3 protein-coding genes are annotated in these 5,222 nt (G+C 44.9%); 1 reads left to right on the forward strand and 2 read right to left on the reverse strand.

Annotation, left to right across the window (positions count from 1 at the left end):
- Positions 1-1,211: hypothetical protein (locus B3763_RS08065; protein ID WP_286745538.1), on the forward strand; the 1,211-nt coding region annotated here is incomplete at its 5' end.
- A gap of 105 nt (positions 1,212-1,316) precedes the next feature.
- Here B3763_RS08065 and B3763_RS08070 read toward each other — a convergent pair.
- Both B3763_RS08070 and B3763_RS08075 read right to left on the reverse strand, forming a co-directional pair.
- The gene (locus tag B3763_RS08070) at positions 1,317-2,453 is read right to left on the reverse strand and encodes a formimidoylglutamase (protein WP_286745539.1); all 1,137 of its coding nucleotides are present in this window, start codon (positions 2,451-2,453) and stop codon (positions 1,317-1,319) included.
- 69 nt (positions 2,454-2,522) lie between these two features.
- Positions 2,523-4,931, reverse strand: coding sequence for an ABC transporter permease (locus B3763_RS08075; RefSeq protein WP_286745541.1), 2,409 nt, complete (start codon positions 4,929-4,931; stop codon positions 2,523-2,525).
- Positions 4,932-5,222 lie beyond the last annotated feature (291 nt).

Here is a 5,222-nt window from a genome sequence, read left to right on the forward strand (position 1 = left end):
AAATCCATCCAACCATGAAAAAGACATTCAAATTTCTACTGGCCGGCCTAGTGGCCCTGGCTTTTAGCTGTACCGAAAAAGAAGACATTATTCCTGAAATTCCTGTAGAAGACTTTCCAGCCAACTTCTATGATACCGCTTCCCTAACGACCATTCTGAGAAAAATAACAGATACTATTCCCAGTTGGGAGGTACTGAAACGATTTACGGATGAAGCCGAGAGGCTTCCTCTGCCCTCATTTGAGAAAAGGGCACTCTTCTGGGCCGATCCGGATGGGAAAGAAAACCCTTTCAACGATCCGCAATTCGATTACATGACCAACCTGATGCGCCACCACGCAGAGCTGGTTGAAAATTTTGGAGCTAATGAATCTAGCGCGCTCTTTACCTCAGTTCCTCCATTTGATGGCCCCAACGGTGGCGAAATTGTAGTACCGTATCCGTTAGACATTCTGGATGCTAAACTCAGGGCAACTACCGTGCTTTTCTTACGCGAAAAAGAATTGGGTCTGCCCACCATTCTGGTCAATTTTTATCCTCCTTTCATAGACATGCCTGTATTCAAAACCAAAGCGGAATTCGAAACCTGGTTTGCAGACCGTTACCTCCCTGAAAAAGAGGCCGAAGCCAAGGCTGCAGAACTCATGAAGGCTGAGAAATACATTCCATGGCCCATTGAGTTTGAACTGTTCATTACACAAGTCGGGGGTATTTATGACGATGGCTTTTTAGCCGGAGCCACTGAAGATGAAATATTGATCTTTGCCAACGAAGTTAAAGATCGCATACTATCTACCGTAAAGACCCATTATAGAGGCATAGTGGTAGCCCATTTGTACACTAACTATCAGATGACCGAACGAAAATTCTGGAACAGAATGTCATATACAGGTTTCGATGAACTGGAGTTCGCCATATTTCCTCCCTTCGATGCAGAAACTACAAACACCTACATGGATGTGCAGCTGGAAAACTATCAAAAGATTATTGAGAATAGCGGCAATCTGCCCTGGGTAGCCTCTGAGGTAAGCGTTTTTGAGTGGTATGTAGAAGATGGTAAGTTTGAAGAGTACGAGAAAGCCATGTATGAAGCCACCTTTAATAAATTAGAAAATGCCTCCAATCCACCTCGGGGCATATCGGCAGCTGCGGGCTACATGAAAACCGAAGCGGCAAAACAATACCTGAAAGAATACTTCAGCCGTCATTGATCTTTGGTGTAACAGTTGAGGTTTTTGGATTGTCGGCAATCCAAAAAACAGGCCTCTCCATGGATGGTGGGGAGGCCACCTTTTGAACTATCTGTATGGTGTGGTTTAAATAAGTTTGCCCTGAGCTTTTATCCAGCGCTCAGGAAAATCGCCATGTGTTGCGATAGTATAGTCTTCGTATGAACAAGGAATGTAAGCCCTGTCCATAAAGTTTTCACCATAATTCACCAGCATCCACCACTTTTCGGTGAGCTTACTTTTAAAGAAGGTCATGGTATCGTCAGTACCCTCAAAGCTCACCGTGTACTTGGTGTACTGGTCTGAGTTAAATTGGCCTGTATCTTTTCGGTTATAAAAGCCTTCTATAAAGTACCAAATCATGGTACTGATTATGGCTCCCGTAGAATAGTGTTGATCGTCCAGGTCGGGGTTATATTCGGCTATACTTACGGAGCTCATTTTCTCATTCATGCCGGCATACCACATCAGCTGGCAGGCTTCTTCACCGGTAAGGCCAAAGGGTTGTGCGGCTGCGTTGCCTGTAGCATCGGCCGCCCTAATGGCCGTAATATCGAAAGTCATCATATTGGCCATGCGCACAATGGGTTCTGCATGTGCGAATTTTTCGCGTAGCTCGCCCAGTCTCAAAGCCTCAAAATAGAGTTTATCTAAGGCCGTTAGGGCTCCTGCCTCCACCAGATAGCTTTGGTGTGCCAAATGATTGTAGCTAAACATAAAGTTGGGCTGATGGGTAATTAGCCGTGAAAGAAAGGTCTCGTTAGCATCGCCTTCCTCTTCCACATCCAGCTTGGCGTCTACGTTGAGTACCGATATTAGATCCTTTTTACTTTCGTAGGCCAGGTACTGCGGCAGAGCAAAATCATGGGTACCTCCTATAATTATAGGAATCACTTTAGCGGCCAGCAAATGTTCACAAATCTCGCGCAGTCGTTCGGCCGTGTCTTCATGATTTTCTCCATTCTGAAGATTCCCCAGATCGGCCAACCTGTAGGTATTGCTGCTTCGCTTTAGCCGGTAAAACTTTTCTCTAATCCGATCGGCTGCACCGCTAACTCCCACGTTTACCCGAGTACCTCGATTGTCGGTGAGGCCCACAATGGCAATGTCTGTTTTGGTAATATCTAAGCCAGGGTCATTTAGCTGCTTAATGCTATTGCCCAGTGCAGACTCATGCAAACCATCAATTTTTGGAGGGGCTTTAAAGAAGAGTTGTAGGTTCATAGGCTCTGTTGAAATCCAAAATTAAAGATATAGGATTTCAACTGACAATACCTCACAGAAACCTTCTCCTTATTCGTACCTCAATGATTTTATGGGGTTGGCTCTTGCAGCCCTGATGGACTGATAGCTAATGGTGAGCAAGGTGATTAGCAACGCAAAAACCAAGCTAATTATAAAAGCGATTGCTCCTATCGAAATACGTTCGGCAAAACCCGCCAACCAGTTATCCATAGCGAAATAGGCCAATGGCGAGGCCAGTACAAAGGCTATTACTACCAGCTTTAAAAATGCCCCTGATAGCAGAGCCACAATTCCGGCCACGGTAGCTCCCAACACTTTTCGAACACCAATCTCCTTCATCTTTTGCTCGGCAGTGTAGGAAGCCAAACCATAGAGCCCCATGCAGGCAATCCATATGGCCACAAAAGAGAAAACAGTAAATATGCGACTGAAATTGGCTTCCGCCTTATATTGCTCATCAAAATCCTGATCAAGAAAATAGTATTCAAAAATCCGGTCTGGCATTATTTCATTAAACCTGGCCTCAATTTCATTTACCACCTGACCAAACCCATCGGTGGCTACATTTACCGACAGATAACCGGGTGTTCGGTCGGCCAGCATTACCATTATAAAAGGTTCCACCTCTTGCTGAACTGACATGAAGTAAAAGTCTCTAACAACTCCAATTACCCTACCTTGGCGGTTCTGCCAGCGCAAAGGTTTGCCCAGGGCGGCTTGAGGCGAGTCGAAGCCTAGCCGTTTTACCCCTGACTCATTGAGAATGAACCCTTCCGTTTCATCGCTGGGAAAGGATCGATCGAAGCCCCTGCCTGCGGCCATTTTCAGACCGTACAGGTCAATGAAATCATAGTCAACCGCCAAAAAGCGCATGTCGCTCCATTCGGCATTATTGTCCCACCCCAGTCTCACAACATTGTTACCAAGCTCTACACCGGGCACATTGCTAGACAGGGCAGTGCCCTTTACCGCAGCCGTTTGTTTTAGCTCATCGCGCAACACAGCAAATTTCTCAGCTGTACCCTGTCCAAAACGAGTAGGTAGGTATATCATTCGCTCCTTTTGAAAACCCAGTTCCAATTGACGCATGTATTGTAATTGGTTAAAAACCACATAGGTAGAAATAATGAGCGCAATAGAGATTACGAACTGAAAGACTACCAAAAATTTTCTGAGCATTGCCCCTTTTGAAGAATTCTGAAAGCTTCCTTTGAGCGTTTCAACAGGCTTGAAAGAAGAAAGCACCAGAGCAGGATAACTACCGGCCAGTAAACCCACAAGCATGGTGATGCCCAGAAGAATTACTGCCGGCCCCGGATCTGACAGTGGATTGAAAACAAGCTGTTTATTAGTAAAATCGTTGAGCAAGGGTAAAGTCAAAAGTATAAGAGCCACCGAAAGCACCATAGCCAGAAAAGAAAGCACCACCGACTCATTCAAAAACTGAACAATCAAATGCTTCTTATAGGCTCCCACCACCTTTCGTACTCCCACTTCTTTGGCTCTTTTTACCGAACGCGCGGTGGCAAGGTTCATAAAATTAATGCAGGCAATAAGCAGTATGAACAGACCAATGAGGGCGAATATCCTCACATTGTTCATGTTGCCTCCCGGAGCAAACTCTGCCCTAAAACTGCTCTTCAGGTGAATATCCTTCAGCGGCATTAGATAGTACTCTTGCCTATAGCCCGAACTCTCTTCCTGATCCAGTATATACTTGGCAGAAATGCGTTTTATTTTGTTCTCCAAATCCTCAGGGTCTGTCCCTTTTTGGGTTTCCAAATACACATAAGTGCTAAAATTCCACCAGTTGTTTTCAGAGGTTCTATTGGTAGCTCTTAGAGTTTCAAAAGAGGCTAGCACATGGAACTTTAGATGAGAGTTGTGAGGAATTGGAGCCAAAATACCTTTAACCGTAAGTTGGGTGTTAAAGTCGGGGAGGCTCAACACCTTGCCCATAGGATCGGTACTGCCAAAATACTTCTGAGCTATGTGCTCTGAGATCACTACCGTAAAGGGTTCATTGAGAGCCGTGCGAGAATCGCCCTTTAACAAAGGAAAATCGAAAACGCTGAATACAGCAGAGTCGGCATATACTACCTCTTCGTAGAACCGCTCCACACCTTCCGGCCGCTCAACCACCACATTCTGGCTCTTTCTAAATCTTACTGCTTTTAACACTTCCGGGTAATCTTTGACAAAGTACTGCGGCACCCAGTCTGACATAACCGCCCACTTTTCCGTACCTCCATTGTTAGGAAGTGAGTATTCACAGGCAACCCGGAAAATACGGTCTGCTTTGGTATGTTGGCTATCAAAAGTCAGTTCATCCTGCACATAGAGGTATATGAGAAATGAACAGGTAATACCAATGGTAAGCCCAAAAATATTTAAGAAAGAGTAGGCCCTGTTCTTAAGCAGTGACCTGAAAGCAATTTTTAGGTAGTTTGTAAGCATACGGCTCCGGGTTTGAGAGAAACATATGCTTAAAAGACTGGCGAAGGGTGAATTCGTTACACTACGAACTAAAAGAATGGATATTAAAACCTTGAACCACCGTAGCTCAAAGCCACTTCCAGCACGGTAGTGAAAAAAGAAAGCTGTCTAAAAGATTTCTCATTCCTTACTCCAGTGGTTCTGGTTAGTCTCCACTACTTAGGGAGTAAATGAGAAGTGCCTTCCAGACAGCTTCGTGTATTTCGAATTATTTATCTTATCCGTTCATTGAAATCAGGAACTCGTTGTTGT

The organism is Roseivirga sp. UBA1976, from assembly GCF_002336325.1.
GTDB classification, from domain to species: domain Bacteria; phylum Bacteroidota; class Bacteroidia; order Cytophagales; family Cyclobacteriaceae; genus Roseivirga; species Roseivirga thermotolerans.